Below are 16,749 nucleotides of genomic sequence, written 5' to 3' on the forward strand. Positions count from 1 at the left end.
GCAAAAGGGCACTGCTGGAAGCATTACAGAAGAATCAAGCGGCATAATGATCCCACCATTGTGTTAGCAGGAACAGGGAAGCCTATGTACGAGCATACAGAGTGCATCGAAGAAGGGTGCGATAAGAAGCCTATTGCAAAAGGACTTTGCGTTGTGCACTACTCCAGAGCAAGGCGAATAAACCGCTTGGCGGACGGACGGTGTACGGTATGTGGGAAAGAGAACAATAGCACAAAGAGGGCATGTGATTCCTGCCGCTTGAAACAGAAGATGAGGGCTAAGAGGAAGGCGGGAGCCTAGTGGAATTGATGAAGGTCTATTCAGAAAAATTGAAAGAGGAAAAGTCAAGGAGCAATTGGCTTAATCTTGCAGACGTTGTCTACTATATCCAGCCTGGGGAGGTTGCCGAATCAGAAGATCGCCAATTCAGCGTGAGTTGTACAGATTCTATCAATGGGCACTTATCCTATTACTTCATGGACAAGGGGCGAAGACATGGAAAGAGACTGGAATTTAGCAAGGGAAGCATTATGACGGCATTCCAAAAGATGATGCTGCCTAATCCAGACTTCTATAGTGCCTCATACAAGATAAGGGGGGTGCGAGATATTGGAGCTTATGCAGAAATACATTGATAATGTTTACTCTCTTAATGGCATCTATATTATGCAAATACCAAGCTCGATGCCGTTTAAACAAGCAAAAGAAATGGCGGATAAATGGAAAAATAGATTCGGTCAAGGTAGACCGCTTATGGTTATTCCAGAAGAAGTGGACATTCAGTACATGGAATCATTCGATACGAGTATTGCCATAAGGATGCTTACGAACGGATATAGGCTTAAAAGAAGCAGCGAGCTTGGAGTAAAGTATATATGGAGTGATAGGTTGAAGCGGAAGGAAGAGGGTCAGAGGTGGAAAAATTACACCCTTACAGACGCAGACTTGCTTGCTAGAGATTGGCAGTTGGTCAGGGAGGATCTACAGTTATGAATATAGCAAATCAAGTCCTAAAGGCTTTAGACGAAAGCTTCCCTGGCTTAGAGTCTATTGTTGCAGAAGGCGACAGGGTTATCATGTATTGTGAATCAGGAGCTTGGCAGCTAGATATTATAAAGGCGCAGCCCATGGAGTATATAGCCATTGACGTTAAGGTGGACGTGTCTGATCTAGTAGGTGAAAGCTAATGAGAACCCCGAAGATCGGATCGAGGTGGCAGCACTACAAAGGTGGACTATATGTCATATCTGACATAGGTATTGATGCAAGTCGTCATGAGGATGGGAAAGCAATCTGGTACTACCGTGAGGATGAGCCTGATCAGAAATACTACCGACCGATTTTAGAATGGCACAATCCTATTGAGCATGAAGGTGAGGTTGTTCCTCGTTTCAGAGAGCTTGAGAAGGGAGGATCAACACTTGGAGCTATTGATGGACTATTTGCAAAGGGTATCAAAGGCAAAGGGAGAACCTATCGTCGTCCGAGAGTCTGACTACTATGAGCGCTGGAGACTGTTCCAAGAGTGCGATAATGGCCATATTGCGGTCGTTGCTCACAGGAGAGCAGGGAAGACCACGGCCATAAGTGAAAAGGCAATCAAGTCAAACAAGAACGTTGTTATATTTGATCGGTATGTTGCTTCATCACAGGCTCATAGGGATATGATAAGATCACGCCTTATTCAGGATGGTATTCAGTATGATTATACGTCTAATGGGTTCTCCTTGGGAAATGGCAGGACCATATCTTTAGAGATGAAGATCGGAGAGTATGCACCACAAGAACTAAATGATTGCTTGGTCATATTTGATGAAGCAGACTCTATGATGATCCATTCAAGTTGGTTGGAGCAAGTCATGATCTATGCTGATGTTATTATGGTGTCCACATATACAGCATTGTTGGATAACACGTTTAAGAAGTTTCTTAGTAATCGAATAAAGCCACGGATCGGAGATCATGAAGTCCTGGCCTTTATCATGCCTTCTCCAAGAGCTCCATCTAGTTATGGAGAGTTATTTATGGATGCAGAGCAAATTGCCTTACAGATCGAATGTGACCTAGCAAGGGCACGGAAATTCAATGGAATAAGACACGGAAGAGGACGGAGATTAAATGCGAGTTTTCAAACGACTGAAGAGACAAGACAAGTGCTCCCTAGCGATAATGTTACTGCTAGTGACATCGGCAACGGCACCGCAAGTGATAACGGATAAAAAGGCAACACATCAAGAGGAAACGTATATCATAGAACAAAATCAAAAGCGTCAAAGAAAAAAAGAGAGAAAACGCGTGAAATAAGCCATTATCATATTGTAATGCGTTACATTATCGTATAGAATAAACTCAAGTCGAGAACACAGACCCGACTTGGCAGATGACTGCAGCAGCTCTCCTCAGAATAGCTGACTGGACACAGTATGGTTTACTCCGGATGAATCGTGTAGCTTAGCATGGGCTCACGGCACCTCCTACAAAAAAATAGTCCGGAGTATGCCTATACTCTTTTTAGAGAAAAGGGCTTCAAGTAAATAGCCACAGATCAAGGACTGCCACCCTACCTGTTAAATTACACCTCCAGTGTTGAATATAGCGTTGGCATCGCTCTTGAAGCCTTTTCTGTGAAAAGAAATCACAAAATAAGAACATATGTTCTTGATATTTTTTGCCAAATGGCTTAAAATATAACTCAGCGAAGGATACGTGAGATCTCCAACCTCATACAGCTTCACTTGTTCGAAAAGCGGCGGGCGGCACACCTGCTGCTTTTTTTGTTGCCCAAAATAAGGGTTGCTTGCCATCTCCTAAATATGTTATGATCGTTTACGAGAGAATACATCAGAACATGTTATAATATGATATAACATGTCGAATTAGGAGGAAAACAATCATGGCGGTGAAAAAAGTGAAAGATTTGAAGTTGAAGCTAGAGGACTTATTTGATTTTGATCTTGCAGCAATTGATATTGGTTTTAATGGAAGCAAGCGTATGTCAAGCTTAGGTATGTTCGGTGTTATACCAAGTACTGTTATGCCTACAAATGAAAAATTCGCAAATTCCTTCAAACACACAGAAGTTGATGAGTCGCGCTTGATGGTGAAGACTGCTGACGGTTTCTACCACGTAGGTGAACAAGCAATGAAGAGTAATAAGCTTCTGGTCACAAGTCGGACAACCAATCATGACCGTGCGTCCGATCCTTCATTCAGAGTTATGTTTGAAACCAATCTTGCACTATGTGTTCCTCATGAAGATGGAGAATATGATGTCTACTTAACAACCGGCTTGCCGAATGAGGATTTCGATAAAGGTATTCGCACACGGTTGGAGGAGTACATAAACCAAAGTTTTGAAGTTGTAATCTACCTTGGTTATGGAAAGAAAATCACTAAGAAAATTAACATTATTGGATATGAAGTTCTGAGACAGCCAGAGGGAAGTGTGACATCTACACAATTTGCCTTTACAAGAGAAGGCCTTCTGACGACTACTCTCTACAGAGCTTTGACTGCTGTTGTTGATATTGGCCACCTGACTACAGACTATGCATTATTCTCCGAAGGCGTATATGTAGAGGAAGAAGGAACTTACGGATCGACACTTGCGACTGCTGAGCTGTACAAGCGACTCAAAGTGAGCATGGCTATTCACTTTGATAATGAGTTTGGAGTTGCTTACAGTCCAACGGATGATGAACTGGATTCAGTTGTTCGTGGAGAAGATATCGAGTTCAATGGTGCTTCTCATAAGTTGTATCATCTTGTAGAAGAAGCCGCGAAGGAAATCTCGGCAGTCATTGCGAACGAGGTCATTACGTCTTGGGGTCAACATGCGAACCGCGTGAAGATCATCTTGCTTACAGGCGGCGGTGCTCATATCTTCCAAGACTTCCTGAGAGAAGAGTTTGCGAAGCGTAAGGTACAAGCCTTCTCTGTAGTGGAAGATCCTCAAATGGCTAACGTATATGGATTCTACATCCGAGCAGCCATGAACCAAGTCAAAGAGATGGAAGATGGATCTCTGAACTTCGAGCAGGTATACGAAAGATTCATCAAAGATATATTCGAAAGCGAGGCAGCGTAATGGCTGAAGAAAGAGAGACAAAACCACAGAAGGTGCCTAAAATCCAAGTCATCATTCGGGATGTCGATACAGATATTAAAGAACATTTCGAAAAGATTAAGCCAGGTGATTGGGCAACAGAGGCCAGACGACTATTGTCGAAAGCTATTGAGTCGGAGTAAAACGCAGGAAAATAACGCTTTCCAGCGGAATTAAATGAAATGAAATAGAATCACTTAAGATAGAGTCCCTACATGGGGCTCTATTTTTTTGTGCATTCATAGGTGCAAATGTCCTGAAAATACCAGAGCCTGTACAATTAAGCTAAGGGGATAGACTGCCCAAACAGTACCGATCGGGGTCAAGGGGTCATTAGATCTACCCCTTTTTTCGTACTTACAAGGAGGAGAATTTATGAAGCCATATGTCTGGAAAGAAGGTATGAGTCTGGAGGAAACAAAAGACGGAGCCTATTGGGAAAGGAATATGCTGGCGCTATTGCTGGCTAACTATATAAATACATCCAATCAGGAAATGTGGGGGCTAATGGCCAACACGACATGCGGTTGGTATTACGATACGGATAATAACTGGGAAGGATGGCTTCGCGTCATTTCCATCAACAGTGGAGCGATTACATTCCATATTCCAGACAGCTTTGATGTTGGCACCCTGCCAGAGATTAAACCTAATTGGGATGGGCATAGCACAGAAGAAAAATGGAAGAATGTCATGAAGACTTGTGGCGTCATTCCAGAAGGAGAGTGACCTATGTCTAATACTGGACCTCGAACCGAAGCCGGGAAGATGGTCGTCTCTCAAAACCTGAATCCTACGGCTTGGACACAGAATCCTGCCGCTATACAGGCGATAGATGTCGCCCGCAGGCTTCGCAGTACAAAGCATGGGCTATATGCATCCGTGCCAATCATCTGTAAAGCAGAATCCTGCCCTTATCGTGAGTCTTGCCCTCTCATGCAAATGCAAATGGCACCCTTTGGCGAGAAGTGTCCTATTGAGATTGCTGCGATTGAAGATCTCTTTGACCGATACTGCACAGACCTCAAGATTGATCGAGAGGATCCGAAAAATACGGTCGATCTCATCATGGTTAAAGAACTCGTTGATATTGATGTGTCACTTCTCAGATGTGATAACAAGATGGCGATCGATGCGGACTTCATCATAGAGAACGTGGTGGGTATGACAGAAGACGGAGATGCGCTAGTGAAGAAAGAATTGCATCCCGTAGTCGAGTATAAAGAGAAGCTGAGAAACAGCAAGAACAAGACACTGCAGCTCTTGAACAGTACGCGCCGTGATAAGCAAGGGACGAAGGTTACAGTTGAACTTGATCCGGCTTCGAGAGCTTCACAAATGGTTAAGGTGAATGACGATATGGATGCTCATATGGAACACGAGGATGAAGCACAGCGCAGATACTACGAGAAGATGAGGGGCGCAAGCGAGCCAATCGACATTACGCCAATTGAAGTCGAGCCGATTGAATAGGAGGTGAGAACATGTATGTCAGAGGCGCTGTGAACGTGGGCAAATATATAGGGAAACAAGTCCCTTCGATGTTTGAGAGGAATACTCAACGGAGCATTAACAATCTGTACACAGGATTAGGTCTATCCAGAAAAGGAAAGGCAGTAGCTCTTACAGGAATGGGAGCTTACGGCGGATATCAGGTTGTAACTGGGCAATCCGAAGCCGGAAATCGAAATGCGATGGATGCTATGGATGATCGAGGGATTATGTCGCTTCCTGGGACAAGATCGGATGGTATGGGATATCTAGGCGATCCTGCCGGTAATCAGGATTTGGCTGCCAGAGGTGACCTTGTATTTGCCCTACACAATTTAAGGCATGGGGGTTAGATAAGTGGCCAATATGACAACACAAGCGTTGCCGCCAGCATCTGGAGATGGAGGCGTCAAGCAGTTTAGAAAAGAAGGAAAGATCGCTCGGACTTTTGGGGCAGGAATGGTTGCGGTCGATGCCTTTTCTCGAATTAAAGACGGGGAGAATGCGGCTGTTGCTATCGGTAAGGCTGCCCTGACGAATGCCGCGTGGAACCTTATGCCTGGTGGCTTCCTTACAATGGGGGTTATGGCAGGGGTATCTATGACGCCTGAGATCATCCGGATGACCGATGCAGCCAAGGCTGGCATACGACAGAAGTCTTCTATGTTTGGAGGCGGATTCACGCAGAATGAGGGGCAGATGTACATGCAGCAGACGGGTATGCAGAATGCCTCGAATGCGAGAAACACAGCTTCCGCTATTATGTCACGGCACGCGCGCGGGGCATCTAAAGCCTACTGAGAGGGAGGTGAGTAAAGATGATGAGAAGCAATGAGCCCTATCAAAGAGTCAGAAATCATGACCCCGTTTATAACGGCGCAGCTTATGGGGCTTTGGCCGGTGCGGCAAGCATGGGTGTGGCTCATGCAGGAGCAAAAGGGGCCTCACTTATAAGTGCAGCTAGGTCAGCAAGAAAAGATTCCACCCCTCTATTGCCGGAGTATGGATCCACCAAACGGACTGCTAAAGCAGTCGGAGTCGGCGGAAAAGTAGAACGAGGTTACGGCAAGGTGTTTGGTGGTGGCTGGAAGAAGGCAGGATATTATGCTGGTGCTGCTCTGCTCGGTGGAGGAATTGGAGCAGGAATTGACTATATGACTGATTGAGGTGAATAACGATGATGCAATCAAACAACCCATATAATCGGGTAGATGAAGGAATCGGTTCTGGACTCGTAGCCGGAGCAGTTGTAGGCGGTGCATCGATGGCTGGCTTGCAGTTCGGGGGAACTCAGGCTGCGCGAGGATTGCGAAACATGGCAAACCCAGTGCTAAGCAGAAACGCAGCTGCAAGAGCGATTGATGGAGGCATTCCTAAAATGGCAACCGCTCAAGGTGTAGCTGCCTCTGGAGCAAAGCATTTAGGTAATGGAATCCGAGGAGCGCGGAAAATGGCATTTGGAGGAGGAAGAAACAAACTCCTATCTTATGGCGTTGGCGCACTTGGTGGAGCTGCGATTGGCGGTATTGCTGACGGAATGAACTAAAGACATCCTGCCTAGGAGGTGCACTCATGCAAACTTCATGAATAGTGAAGGGGTGCTGAATTAGGATGTTTTTAAAATCTAACCAATCATTAAATAGGATCTTGCTTCATGGCCGAAAGAATGATCAATGGGTTCCTCTGAAACATTTGCAAACTCATGGGCTTCACGACCAGATGGATTGGCCTAAAGCAGCTGATGCAGGATTGCTTCATATGAGGAAAAAAGAGAGAGGGTATGAAGTCAATCTCTCGCAAAAGGGATACCACACCCTAAGCAACCTCTATCGAGCGAATTAGGGTGATATTATGGATACTGTTGACGAAAGACAATTATTTGAAATGGAGCGTGAGATTCGCTCTGATCCGATCAAGTGGGCGTACTGGAAGCTAAAAGATCCGAAAGGTAATGCATGGAAAGCCCGCTGGTATCAACGAGAAATGATCCGGGGGATTATGAAAGGCGACCGGCGTGTTGCTGCTCGAATGGGACGCCGGGTTGGTAAGACGGAGACGATGGTTGTATTCTGTCTTTGGTACGCGTTTCATCATAAGAATAGCCGTCTACTTATTGCAACGCCATATGAACATCAGGTGCGATTGATTTTCATGCGTCTGCAGGAGTTAGTCCGTGACTGTGAAGAGCTAAGTGCTTCAGTCACCATAACCAAGAATCCGTTTATCGCTTCCTTCGGAAATGGTTCCAAGATTATGGGATTTACAGCTGGTGCGAATGCCGGCAGTCAAGCCGGTGCGTCCGTCCGTGGTCAGCGGGCAGACTGGTTGTTCCTTGATGAGGTCGATTACATGTCTCGTGACGGTATCGATGCGGTAACAGCCATTGCGCTTGAAGACCCAAAGCGTATCGGTATTTGGGTAAGTTCCACACCTACAGGTAAGCGGGACTTCTTCTATGATATCTGTACAAATCCGGATACGGGATATATTTCGTATCATTTCCCGTCTCACGTCAACCCTGACTTTGATGAACGAATGGAAGGCGAAATGCGTGCTACCATGACTCAGCAAGGTTATATTCATGAGGTTGAGGCAGAGTTCGGAGAAGAAACCGTCGGAGTATTTAATAAAGACGCGGTAGAGCGAGCAAAAAGCCAATATCATTATAGTTATCGTTCTCTGAATACGTATGAGCGTGAGCAGTATCAGAAGCAAGGCATCAACCTAGATGACATTGTTTATTACGGGCCTTATACTATAAATAACCCAGCGCCGAAGGCTCTCCGGGTCATCGGAGTGGACTGGGATAAATACGGAGCAGCGACTCAGATTATCGTTACGGAGTTCGATGAGCAACTGAAGAAATTCAGAGTCTGCCTGAGATCAGAAATACCTCGGAGCGATTTTACGTTCGATAATGCGGTAAAACGAATTATTGAGCTGAATGATATATATAACCCTGCCTTTGTCTATGTAGACGCAGGGAGCGGGGAATATCAAATCGAAGCGCTTCGTCTTCACGGTCGGGAGAATCCATATACACAGCTAGATAAAAAGGTAAAACGGATTCAGTTCGCACAAACCATCGAGGTGCGTGATCCAGCGACTCGTGAAGTCGATAAGAAAGATGCGAAAAACTTCATGGTTAACCAAACAGCTATCCTATTGGAGCGGGATCGACTCGTTCTTTCACCATTCGATGATATGGTGTGGAAGCAAATGATGGATTACCAAGTTATCCGTATCTCTCAAAACGGAAAGCCGATCTATACGTCAGAAAATGAGCATGCACTGGATGCATTCATGCTGACGATCCTTGGATTTACATTAGAGTTTCCTGAGATCGCAAAGGTCTTGGAAAAGTTCAATGTAGCCACTCGTGCTTTCGTATCGCATAACACATCAGAAGAGAAGATCGCAGAGCAAGTATTTGGCGGTCAACGTGATATATTCAATATCCAAAACAAAAAACCAGAGCGTGAAGCGAGGGACAACCCGAACTGGCACTGGGAGAAAGTTCAACTTGGATATGGTGGAAAAAGAAGTAGAGGCGGATCGAATATATGGGGTCGCGGAAATGCGAAGAATCGTCCGACAAGAGCTAAGTTTTGAATCCTCTGGAATGCCTGAAGTAATGCGTTGTCCCTTGCGGCCATTGGGCCGCCTGGTGGAAGGCAAAAATCCCCTGTATCCTTTCTGGCTAGGCTCATCAAACTCTCTTTCCCTGGGGCGCAGACTAATCTCTGCGCCTTACATATTTTATGGAGGTCATTAATATGTCAGAAGATATCTTTGGGCAGCGTGGTATAGATACATCCTATGAGCGGAATCAGGTTAACTATCGGCCGGATCTGAAGATGCCGAAGAAAGATAGGTTCTATCGAATTAATCCGGCAACTGTGCAAAAGATTATTCGTTCAGAGGATTTTACGATTACTAGCGTTCTAAAGGGCTATTCAGAATTAGTTGAGCGAATGAATGTCTTAATGAAGATGATCGAAGATCGAAATCAAACCCCTAGCTTCTCTACGTATAAGACAATCCTCGAATCAGGAGATCAGAGCAGCATTATTGAGCAAGAAGATATATTGTGCGGTCCGCGGGCTTCTGGTGATGCTGAAATTTACACGATCCTATACCGAATGAAGGCATCCTGCTCGATGCAGTTCGAATTTGTGGACGGACACTACCGTACTCAGATTACAGATAACGCAGAGGTTAGTGCTGTCGAAGAATCAGAAGTCAATATGATTAATCAATGGATTGAAGCAGAGCAAGTCTTCAATCAGCTCACAGATGAGATTCAGTCTGCGTATTCGGATGAAGAGAGCCATGAGGAAGATATAGCGAACTCGACAATCTCTTCACTGGAACGGCAGATTTATGACCAAGACTTAACTCGTCAACAGATGGAAGCATTGCATGTATCTCTATCGGATACTTCATATGTACACCGAAACCGATATGTGATGTATTCTCAATTACTTGATCAGATGCAGTTTCTTATAACGAATCCAGCAGTTGTCATGAAGGATGATCTTAAAGGGATGATTCTACAGGTGGCACCCCTTGCTGATAAGTCTTCTGTTGCTGCTTATGTCCTGCTGTCCTTCCGCAACATAAAAGACAAGCTGACTGCATTGAAAGGGCAGTATGCGCTGATTGACGATCAGAAAGAATCCTTTGTTTCAAAGCAACAGTGGTTCTATCAGCAACTGGAATCCAAATCCGGTGTCGGAGTTAAGAGCTGGCTCTATAATCAATCGGATACAAATGAATCCATGAATGCACTGGCTGAAATCATTGTCGGCTCCTTATCGCAGAGTAAAAACCAGTACGACTCATCCATTACAGATATGACTCGTTTCTATCAGCAAGAGGCAATTTTCTATAGTCAACAATACCAGCTTATTCAGAAAAAAGAGGAAATCAGAAGATTCTTGAGGATATTAGAGGATTTGCAAGAGGCAAGCAATATCGATGAAGAATGGGCAATTAGTTATTTGGAGACTAATGGATACGTAGTCTAGCACAAGTGTAACGCCTTACATTTTTAATATATAATTATTTAAGATAAAGTGACTTGCTCGGAAAGGAGATGTGTTTCTTGGCTAAGCTTTTTATGAATGTCTTATCACGTATTGGCCTAAAGAACGCAACGACTCCAACGGGCGGCAGCTCCAGTAGCGGCATCACTGTCAATCGTGATCCAAAAGCGACTCAAGTCAAGCGAGTAGGATATGCAGTCAAAAACAGCTCAGGTGGTAGTGACGCTGAAACTCCGAAATCGGACTTTGCAGCTATTGCAACCGCCATAGAGCGTGATAGCTATCTAACACAGACAGTCCTGAAATATAGTGAGCTGATTATGAAAGGCGGCTATGCATTTAAGAGTCGCAGTGATGAAGCTTTGCAGTATCTCAAGACAAGGTTGGATATGATGGCGATTGCTACACAAGTGCCTACAGACGAGCTATTTCATGGAATCGCAGATGATATTGTAAGATTTCACAACTCTTTCGTTGTCAAAGCCAGGGCTAAAAATGGCGTGGGTCTACCTCCGGGTCTTCCCGCAACAGCAGTCCTTCCAGCCAAAGACCCCGTAGCCGGATATTTTAGACTTCCACCCGCGACGATCTCGATTACGCGGGATGATCAAGGTAATGTAACCAGCTATACGCAGGATTCTGGATCAGGCGGAGACACAGTAGATTTTCAGGTGCAGGATATGATTCACATTCCTGTGAATCGTCCAGCAGGCGAAGCATTTGGTATTCCGTTTCTCGCTCCTGTTATAGATGATGTAAGGCTTTTGAGAAAGGTAGAAGAGAATGCAGCACTCCTGCTGTATCGACACATCTTTCCGCTTCTGGCTTATACGGTAGGTGTTGCACAGCCGGGATATGAGGCAACGGATGAAGAGCTTGAAGCTATTCGATCTGTTATCGAAGATTTACCGACAGATGGTGCGATCGTCCTTCCAGAACGCCATAAAGTAGAAGCTGTTAGTATAACAGCCATTGATGGTCGTCCTTACCTGGATTATTTCGAAAACCGAGTGTTCTCGGGGCTTGGTATGTCTCAAGTCGATTTCGGTCGGGGAGATACAGCCAATCGAAATACAGCGGACGCTATGGGTGGAAATAAAGCTGACCGAGTGAAAGGTTGGCAGAAAACGATCCAAATGTACATTGATCAATTCATTATCGAAGAGCTTTTGGTTGAGGGCGGCTACGATCCTATGGCCAACCCTGATTTTAAAGTTAACTTCGTCTTTAATGAAATTGAGCAAGAAATGCGTATCAAGGTCGAAACACATGAGATCTTTAAATTTGAGCATAACGTTCAGACGTGGGATGAAACCCGCAAGAATATTGGAATGGACCCTGTAACCGATGAAGGTCGATTACACTTCCAAATGATTGGGATGCAGCAAGCAGAGCATCAAGCGACTCTTGATCAAGCAGCAGCCGCGGCATCCGGCAGTGCGGAGACAAACAATAAGCAACAGCCAACCAATCAAAATGGAACACGATCCGGACCAAAAAGCAGTACAGAATCCTTGAAGGAAATGTACGACAAAGTGATTGGAATTTCGCTGAAAGAAAAAGACCAATACGACCAGATTCAATCGGAATTTGAACTTCCTATTGAGACTGTGCAATCCCTTCATAAAGAGATGAGTAAAGTCTTCTCTGCAATGGAGGAGGATGTGATTGGTGAGATTCAGCGGACGAATACCCGTAACAGATTCCCAATGACTTCGCCATCTGAAGCCCTTTCTGCGATTCATTTCAGCAAAGACAAAATGGATCAAGTTATTCAGAAAGAAGCAAGAAGCGTACTCCTTGAAGGAGCAAAGAAAGCTGCTACTCAATTAAAGCTATCTAAAGCGCCTGGTATTAACTTATCACAATCGCTTCGACTGGTATCTGAATTTACACAAGATTCTTTTGATTTGATGGAAGAAACAATACATCACGTATTAAATGAAAAGCTCAAAGGTGTAGATGATGAAAACAAAGCAATTCTAATCACGCGTAGCGTGTTTGAATCTGTAAGGCATCGCATTAAGGCTATTGCCAAAACGACAGTGATTAAGACATACCATTACGGATATGTTCTGGCGCTGGGCAGAAGTGGAGTCTCTAGCGTAAAAGCTCTTCATGAGCCTGGAAGCTGTTCAACCTGCTATGAGAAATCGCAGGAGATTATCTCACTAGTAGAGTTATCGTCCTACGATGAGATGGCTATATTCTATCGCATTCCCCCGTTTCACACGAACTGCGAATGTGATCTAACAATCCATGACGAAGGGGGTGAAGCTAAGTGAGGAATGTATACACGCTTACAGAACATGAACAAAAAACACTGGTGCCTAAAGCCTTTAACGAGAATTTAGGGACCATCGGAAAGATCAAACGAGAATCAGTCCAAGTGTTGAATGAATCAGCCAAAGGAAAACCCAAAAAGCTGATTGTTACCATTGAAGCAATCCACGTTGGTCGTACTCGTAACTATACGTATTACACCAAAGAAGGATTGTCTGCAGGTCTTGAAAGCTGGACGTCACCACGGCCGAAGCCGGTACTGACTCACCACAATGATGTTGACGGTGAGCCAATCGGACGGATCATCAAGGCAGAGTACCATGATGTGACGATGTCGGGTAAGCCAGGGCTTATGTTTACCGTAGAGAGCACCGATCCGGTCGCAATTGAGAAGGTGCTTGATGGTCGATACCAAACAGTATCTATCGGGGCGAGTACAGACAAGGTTACTTGTAACATTTGCGGATCAGACCGCACTCAAGAGTGGTGTGAGCACTATCCCGGCCAAGAGTACGAGGATCAGACAGCTCATTTCATTATTGGAACAACATATGGACGTGAAGTTTCATATGTAAATGTCCCTGCTGACGAATATGCCGGAAACACAGGTGTTACTGCAGTTTATGAGGACGATGGAAGCAATTCAAACGGGTCTTCTCAAGAATCCGTTCAAATGAATATCTTTCAACTAGCCGAAGGGTTACTGCAGCATGTAGATAGCCCAGGTACTAACCTATATGAGCAGTTAAATGAAGGACAAAAGAAAGCCTTCGAAAACTTGCTTAGATTTGAAGAAGGGAGTACAACAATGCCTAATCCAAATGAGGAAAATCCAGAAACTACAGTTACAGGAACAAAAGAAGGAGAGCAGACGCCTCCAACTGAGCCAGAAACAACCCCAGTGGCTGGCACTAAAGAAGGAGAGCAAACACCTCCTGCACCGGCTAATGCTGACCCAGTTGCACAAACAACGGAAAGCAACCCGCCTGCTCCTGCAACTCCTCCAACTCCGACAGTTAATGTGACGGAAATGCAGCAGACCATTACAAATCTCGTAATGGAGAACCAACGCATTGGAGCGAAGCTGTCTGAAGCACAAGCAGAAGTTTCTCGACTGACACAAGAAAATGCAACATTGAATGAGGCAGCTCATCGATCTCTTGCAGAAAGCGTTGTTCAGTTAAAACGTCAGCTAAACAAACCTGATGTTGTAGGTGTCGATCACCAAGAAGCAGTAGATGCACATGCAGCACGTAGTAAAGAGTCCTTGGAAAATACAAGAACTGATCTTCTTGCAGAATCTAAAACTCTTAAGCCGGTTCCAGGTAGCGTAACAAACCCTGGTGTTCATACAGATGAGTCCGATAAGCCGAAAACGATGACTGGACAAGATGCTGTAAATCTATTTAGTGGCATGTTTAAAAGCAAAAAACACTAAAACATGTATACCAATTTAAGGAGTTGACTATTCAATGGCATTATTCTCTGGCAATACAGGTCCTCTTAGAGACACACCAGATCAGTACAATCGTACAAATACCAAGCTTCAAGCAGGTACTCATGATAGTCCCGGTGAGAAGTTTGCGATTGACCCTCGTCTGAAACGTCTTTTCCGCTATCATTTCGGTGGCGATGGCTGGGTTGTAATTCCAAAAGGTCGTGCAGTTGCGCCAGCAGCTGATAACTTTGGCGAAAGACAAGATGGCGTAATTAAAGACTTCGACAGTGGCACATTACTTCCAGTTCTTACATTGGCAAACGGCGGTAAAGATGTAACGGACGTTCATAAAACAGACGGTTCCACTTACACTCGTGCAGCTAATAAAGCGATTGGCGTAGCTTACGGTAACTTGTATGAAGAGTTTGTAGATGGTTTCAACGGCATGCAGCCGACAATTGAAAATACGATCTACATTGAGCTTCCATACATTCCAGTAAAAGCAGATGCTGAGGAAATTCATTGGGGTTCTTTCTACGATGTGAATCCAGCGCGTCCTGCGAAAAACGGCGACTATGTAATGTCTGATGAAAACGGACGCTTGATTGTAGCCGACTTCGATCAGATTCGTGAACAAATCAAAGCAGCGACTACCATTGATGAGTTGAAAGCCTTGATGGAAAAAGAAAGTATCATGCGTGATCAAGCAATCGGTCAGATCTGGTCTGTTGAAACTAACATGCCTCCACAAGGCTGGTTGAAATGGGTTGGATGGAGCGAAGAAGATCAACGCTCTGATGACAGACACATCAATAACTCCGGATTCCGCCCTGAAGATATCGGCGCACAAGATGGTTTCCCTGGCTACCCTTACGAAAAAACTTATGCGAACTGGGATAAAGGACAGTACAAGCCGCAAGGTATTCCTGGTCTCACGAACGGTTCTAACATCGAAGTGCCATACGAAGATGAAGTTATCGGCACAATTCAGCCAGGACAATCAGGACGTCATGATTTCCGTCTGGAACACCTTCCAGCTGTAGCCGGAACAATCGAAGTTAAATTCGATGGACAAGTCATCCAACCTGATTATGTTAATGCTGATCTAGGCTTGGTTGTTGTAACGGTTGATAACACTGCTGGCACTACTCCTAAAAATGTAACGGCAACGTACAAAGCAACAGGTCAAATCCCTGGTATCCCAACAGGTTGGGACTTCAAAGGTTCGATCGGTGCGGTTCGTATCCTGCTTCATAAATAATTCGTAATCACAGAAAGGGGCCTAGCCACTTATGATGAACTTAAATGAAATGCAATTGTCTCCGGAGGCTGTGAAAGTCTACGAGAGAATGCAGCGTCAGCTCAACCTTGAAGAGGATTGGACGCAAATTCCGAAAGGTGAACTTGTCGGCGTAAAAGAAGCACTAACTACTCAAGATGCTTCCATTCTTATCCCTCGCGTTATTACTGGTATGATGCGTGAAGCGGCTGAGCCTATGTATCTCGGTTCCACTCTGATGCAGACAGTGCGTCTAACAGAAGGACGTTCTATCGAGTTCCCGTCCATTGGCGCAATGCGTGCACATGATATCGGGGAAAGCCAATCGTACCTGGAAGAAACTGTTGACTTCCAAATGCACCGCACTCAAGAAGTCAAAGTTGGTAAATCCGGTATGGTGGTCCGCGTGACGGACGAAATGATCAACGACTCCCAATGGGACGTAATCGGGATCTTGGTTCGTAAAGCGGGCGAAGCAATGGCTCGTCTTAAAGAAGAAAAAATCTTCAACCAGTTCTCTAAGCATGGTCACATCGTATATGATAACGACATTCGTCAAAAATATACGGAAGCAGGTACAACTGGCCGTGATATCGATGGCAACTTTAATAATACACTGAGCACAGAAGATATGATTGATATGTTCGTAGCGGTTATGGCCAACGGATTCAATCCTACAGATATCATCATGCATCCACTGACTTGGAGTGTATTCTTCAAAAATGATCTGATGCAATCCCTGTCTCATGCAGCACTGGGCGGTTCTCAAATTACGAACCTTCAAATTAACCCAGACAGCGTGCAAGGACGTATTCCATTCAGCATCAACATCAACTTTACGCCGTTTGCTCCATTCAACTACGAACAGAAGAAATTCGATATGTATGTTGTGGACAAATCCAATATCGGTATCGTGCTCGTTAAAGACCCACTGTCTACAGAGCAATTCGATGATCCAATGCGTGATATCCAAACGATCAAAGTTAAAGAACGCTATGGTATCGGCGTATTGAACGAAGGTAAAGCAGTAGCGACAGCTCGTAACCTTGCTTTCGAACGCAGCTATCCAAATCCTCAAACAGTACGAGTTGTCTCTTAATCTGCT

19 protein-coding genes are annotated in these 16,749 nt (G+C 44.8%); all 19 read left to right on the top strand.

The window, feature by feature from the left end:
- Window positions 1-299 precede the first annotated feature (299 nt).
- A complete protein-coding gene (locus TCA2_RS18350; protein WP_047913070.1) occupies window positions 300-635 on the top strand; it encodes a hypothetical protein in 336 nt (111 codons plus the stop codon).
- Entirely contained in the window at window positions 610-993 is a 384-nt protein-coding gene (locus tag TCA2_RS18355) for a hypothetical protein (RefSeq protein ID WP_047913071.1), read from the top strand. The genes TCA2_RS18350 and TCA2_RS18355 overlap by 26 nt, the downstream gene beginning before the upstream one ends.
- Complete coding sequence (locus tag TCA2_RS18360; RefSeq protein WP_047913072.1) at window positions 990-1,187, top strand: hypothetical protein; 198 nt, start codon at window positions 990-992, stop codon at window positions 1,185-1,187. The genes TCA2_RS18355 and TCA2_RS18360 overlap by 4 nt, the downstream gene beginning before the upstream one ends.
- Window positions 1,187-1,495, top strand: coding sequence for a DUF1653 domain-containing protein (locus TCA2_RS18365; protein ID WP_047913073.1), 309 nt, complete (start codon window positions 1,187-1,189; stop codon window positions 1,493-1,495). Before TCA2_RS18360 ends, TCA2_RS18365 begins: the two co-directional genes overlap by 1 nt.
- On the top strand, window positions 1,422-2,219 hold the full coding sequence (locus tag TCA2_RS18370) for a hypothetical protein (RefSeq protein ID WP_152557794.1): 798 nt from the start codon (window positions 1,422-1,424) through the stop codon (window positions 2,217-2,219). Before TCA2_RS18365 ends, TCA2_RS18370 begins: the two co-directional genes overlap by 74 nt.
- A 674-nt stretch (window positions 2,220-2,893) precedes the next feature.
- Complete coding sequence (locus TCA2_RS18375) at window positions 2,894-4,087, top strand: ParM/StbA family protein (protein WP_052512172.1); 1,194 nt, start codon at window positions 2,894-2,896, stop codon at window positions 4,085-4,087.
- Window positions 4,087-4,248, top strand: coding sequence for a hypothetical protein (locus TCA2_RS27275; RefSeq protein WP_193746083.1), 162 nt, complete (start codon window positions 4,087-4,089; stop codon window positions 4,246-4,248). Before TCA2_RS18375 ends, TCA2_RS27275 begins: the two co-directional genes overlap by 1 nt.
- 232 nt (window positions 4,249-4,480) lie before the next feature.
- Complete coding sequence (locus TCA2_RS18380; protein WP_047913075.1) at window positions 4,481-4,834, top strand: hypothetical protein; 354 nt, start codon at window positions 4,481-4,483, stop codon at window positions 4,832-4,834.
- Window positions 4,835-4,837: 3 nt separating this feature from the next.
- Window positions 4,838-5,578, top strand: coding sequence for a hypothetical protein (locus TCA2_RS18385; protein ID WP_052512174.1), 741 nt, complete (start codon window positions 4,838-4,840; stop codon window positions 5,576-5,578).
- An 11-nt stretch (window positions 5,579-5,589) separates the two neighbouring features.
- Complete coding sequence (locus TCA2_RS18390; protein ID WP_047913076.1) at window positions 5,590-5,949, top strand: hypothetical protein; 360 nt, start codon at window positions 5,590-5,592, stop codon at window positions 5,947-5,949.
- A gap of 4 nt (window positions 5,950-5,953) precedes the next feature.
- Window positions 5,954-6,397, top strand: coding sequence for a hypothetical protein (locus TCA2_RS18395; protein ID WP_047913077.1), 444 nt, complete (start codon window positions 5,954-5,956; stop codon window positions 6,395-6,397).
- A 17-nt stretch (window positions 6,398-6,414) separates the two neighbouring features.
- Complete coding sequence (locus TCA2_RS18400; protein ID WP_047913078.1) at window positions 6,415-6,762, top strand: hypothetical protein; 348 nt, start codon at window positions 6,415-6,417, stop codon at window positions 6,760-6,762.
- Between the two features lie 11 nt (window positions 6,763-6,773).
- On the top strand, window positions 6,774-7,142 hold the full coding sequence (locus TCA2_RS18405; RefSeq protein ID WP_047913079.1) for a hypothetical protein: 369 nt from the start codon (window positions 6,774-6,776) through the stop codon (window positions 7,140-7,142).
- A 305-nt stretch (window positions 7,143-7,447) separates the two neighbouring features.
- Window positions 7,448-9,208, top strand: a complete 1,761-nt coding sequence (locus TCA2_RS18415) for a terminase large subunit domain-containing protein (RefSeq protein WP_052512176.1) — start codon at window positions 7,448-7,450, stop codon at window positions 9,206-9,208.
- A gap of 164 nt (window positions 9,209-9,372) precedes the next feature.
- A complete protein-coding gene (locus TCA2_RS18420; RefSeq protein ID WP_047913081.1) occupies window positions 9,373-10,626 on the top strand; it encodes a hypothetical protein in 1,254 nt (417 codons plus the stop codon).
- A gap of 77 nt (window positions 10,627-10,703) precedes the next feature.
- On the top strand, window positions 10,704-12,929 hold the full coding sequence (locus tag TCA2_RS26295; RefSeq protein WP_052512178.1) for a hypothetical protein: 2,226 nt from the start codon (window positions 10,704-10,706) through the stop codon (window positions 12,927-12,929).
- Window positions 12,926-14,365, top strand: a complete 1,440-nt coding sequence (locus TCA2_RS18430; protein WP_047913082.1) for a hypothetical protein — start codon at window positions 12,926-12,928, stop codon at window positions 14,363-14,365. Before TCA2_RS26295 ends, TCA2_RS18430 begins: the two co-directional genes overlap by 4 nt.
- A 34-nt stretch (window positions 14,366-14,399) precedes the next feature.
- Window positions 14,400-15,626: a hypothetical protein gene (locus tag TCA2_RS18435; protein ID WP_047913083.1), complete on the top strand. Its 1,227-nt coding sequence runs from the start codon at window positions 14,400-14,402 to the stop codon at window positions 15,624-15,626.
- 31 nt (window positions 15,627-15,657) lie between these two features.
- Entirely contained in the window at window positions 15,658-16,743 is a 1,086-nt protein-coding gene (locus tag TCA2_RS18440; RefSeq protein WP_052512180.1) for a phage major capsid protein, read from the top strand.
- Window positions 16,744-16,749 lie beyond the last annotated feature (6 nt).

The sequence above is a fragment of the Paenibacillus sp. TCA20 genome (assembly GCF_000732325.1).
Classification (GTDB): Bacteria; Bacillota; Bacilli; order Paenibacillales; family Paenibacillaceae; genus Paenibacillus; species Paenibacillus urinalis.

Excerpts from the sequence above, each read along its gene's own strand:
- TCA2_RS18360 (WP_047913072.1), top strand. The coding sequence starts at position 990 with ATGAATATAGCAAATCAAGTCCTAAAGGCTTTAGACGAAAGCTTCCCT.
- TCA2_RS18365 (WP_047913073.1), top strand. The coding sequence starts at position 1,187 with ATGAGAACCCCGAAGATCGGATCGAGGTGGCAGCACTACAAAGGTGGA.
- TCA2_RS18375 (WP_052512172.1), top strand. The coding sequence starts at position 2,894 with ATGGCGGTGAAAAAAGTGAAAGATTTGAAGTTGAAGCTAGAGGACTTA.
- TCA2_RS27275 (WP_193746083.1), top strand. The coding sequence starts at position 4,087 with ATGGCTGAAGAAAGAGAGACAAAACCACAGAAGGTGCCTAAAATCCAA.
- TCA2_RS18380 (WP_047913075.1), top strand. The coding sequence starts at position 4,481 with ATGAAGCCATATGTCTGGAAAGAAGGTATGAGTCTGGAGGAAACAAAA.
- TCA2_RS18385 (WP_052512174.1), top strand. The coding sequence starts at position 4,838 with ATGTCTAATACTGGACCTCGAACCGAAGCCGGGAAGATGGTCGTCTCT.
- TCA2_RS18390 (WP_047913076.1), top strand. The coding sequence starts at position 5,590 with ATGTATGTCAGAGGCGCTGTGAACGTGGGCAAATATATAGGGAAACAA.
- TCA2_RS18400 (WP_047913078.1), top strand. The coding sequence starts at position 6,415 with ATGATGAGAAGCAATGAGCCCTATCAAAGAGTCAGAAATCATGACCCC.
- TCA2_RS18405 (WP_047913079.1), top strand. The coding sequence starts at position 6,774 with ATGATGCAATCAAACAACCCATATAATCGGGTAGATGAAGGAATCGGT.
- TCA2_RS18415 (WP_052512176.1), top strand. The coding sequence starts at position 7,448 with ATGGATACTGTTGACGAAAGACAATTATTTGAAATGGAGCGTGAGATT.
- TCA2_RS18420 (WP_047913081.1), top strand. The coding sequence starts at position 9,373 with ATGTCAGAAGATATCTTTGGGCAGCGTGGTATAGATACATCCTATGAG.
- TCA2_RS18435 (WP_047913083.1), top strand. The coding sequence starts at position 14,400 with ATGGCATTATTCTCTGGCAATACAGGTCCTCTTAGAGACACACCAGAT.
- TCA2_RS18440 (WP_052512180.1), top strand. The coding sequence starts at position 15,658 with ATGATGAACTTAAATGAAATGCAATTGTCTCCGGAGGCTGTGAAAGTC.